The organism is uncultured Candidatus Puniceispirillum sp., from assembly GCF_963979125.1.
Taxonomy (GTDB): Bacteria; Pseudomonadota; Alphaproteobacteria; order Puniceispirillales; family Puniceispirillaceae; genus Puniceispirillum.
The window spans coordinates 1-1,699 of the sequence record NZ_CAXBVX010000186.1 but is presented as its reverse complement, the minus strand read 5'-3'; the positions used below and the strand labels follow the sequence as shown (position 1 = coordinate 1,699).

At 54.9% G+C, this 1,699-nt stretch carries 3 protein-coding genes; all 3 read right to left on the bottom strand.

The annotated features are described in order from the left end of the window. Positions 1-444, bottom strand: a 444-nt coding sequence (locus ABNT28_RS11040) for a trimethylamine methyltransferase family protein (protein ID WP_348721637.1), incomplete at its 3' end; no start/stop codon positions are given. A gap of 136 nt (positions 445-580) precedes the next feature. Continuing rightward, entirely contained in the window at positions 581-1,396 is an 816-nt protein-coding gene (locus tag ABNT28_RS11035; RefSeq protein ID WP_348721636.1) for an ATP-binding cassette domain-containing protein, read from the bottom strand. Next, positions 1,393-1,699, bottom strand: a 307-nt coding sequence (locus ABNT28_RS11030; RefSeq protein ID WP_348721635.1) for an oligopeptide/dipeptide ABC transporter ATP-binding protein, incomplete at its 5' end; no start/stop codon positions are given. The genes ABNT28_RS11030 and ABNT28_RS11035, both read right to left, overlap by 4 nt.

The following is a 1,699-nucleotide window of genomic DNA, read 5'->3' as shown; positions in this document are numbered from 1 at the left end:
GGCAATATCGCCATAGCGCCGCCCATTTTCCAGATCGCGGATAAAAGGCGCGCCGTAGACCGGCGCAAAGACCTGGTTCTGGCCACCAATAACGACCGAGCGTTCGGGATTACGCGCTATCTGGGTAAATTCGCGCGGTGCCTTGCTACATAGATCACGAATCCAGTCCACCGATGCACGCACGATATTGCCATCAGCCCCGCCAATCGTCGCCCCTTCCCGCCGCCACAGATCAAGTGCTTCTGGATCATCAAAAAAGGCGATGCCTTTTTCCTGCAAAATCCAGTCAACCTGCGCTTCCAGAATATCAACCTGTTCGGCATCCAGAATGTCATAAAAGGGGATGCACCGCTTTATATATGGCGAAGCGGGCGCAAGACTGGCCGCCCTATCCCTGCCTTTGGATGTTGATCCCGCACGTTTTGAAGATCCACGTCGCGCCATAAATCCCCCGCCATAATGTTACCACCAGACTATCAAGGGTATAACCTGCACAAGGGGCAATTAAACCGCGCCCGATATATTTTGTCGCGCGTTCGACATGAAAGGGAGTTTTGGGGATGGGGGAAACCACTTCCCCCTAAACCATAACCTTCGGCGTTGCGTCGATCAGCGTTTTTGTATAGCTCTCCTGCGGGTTACGAAACAGCTGTTCTGACGGGTTATTTTCCACCAGACAGCCATGTTTCAACACGCCGATATGATGCGCCATCACCCGTACCACCGCCATATCATGCGAAATAAACAGATAGGTCAGCCCCAATTCGCGTTGCAGCTCTTTGAGCAGATTAAGCACCTGCGCCTGTACCGACACATCAAGTGCCGAGGTGGGTTCGTCGCACACCATGAATGATGGGTTCGATGCCAGCCCCCGCGCAATCGAAATACGTTGCCTCTGGCCGCCGGAAAATTCATGCGGATATTTGCCCGCGTCAGACGCCGATAATCCCACCTGATCAAGCAGTTCGCGCACGCGCTTATTCTGGCCGTCTTCGTCGCTAATCAGATCAAAGGCGCGGATTGGTTCAAGCAGAATGTCATTCACCCGCCAGCGTGGGTTGAGTGACGAAAAAGGCGACTGGAACACCATCTGTAATTTTTGCCGCACCGCCTGCAATGAAACCGCATCCTGGCTGGTATTCAGATTGTGCCCGTCGATAGTCACGCCGCCCGCATCAGGCTGCATCAGCCCAACCACCATGCGGGCAATGGTTGACTTGCCCGACCCGCTTTCGCCCACCAACGCATAGGTCTGACCTCTGGGGATAGCAAAGCTGACCGCATCAACCGCGACCAGTTCCCGCTTTGGCATACCTGTCAGCTTGCGCACCAGCCACGGGTCAGACAAGTCAAAACGCTTGGTCAGGTTTTCACAAATTACCATTGGCGTGGTCATGCGCTATGTCCCTCAAACAGGTGACAGGCTACATGGTCTGCAAAGACAGGCACCGTCGTGCGGCACAGCGGCATACATTCGCCGCATCGTGGGTGAAACCGGCATCCGGGCGGCAAGGCGTCAAGCGATGGCATCGCGCCCGGGATCTGTGGCAAGGTGCTGTCAACATTGACATGATCCAATACCGGTGTCGAAGCAATCAGACCCTTGGTATAGGGATGGCGCGGATACCGTATCACATCGCTCGTCGTGCCAATTTCCATCATCCGGCCAGCATATAACACCGCCACACGGTCAGTGGTT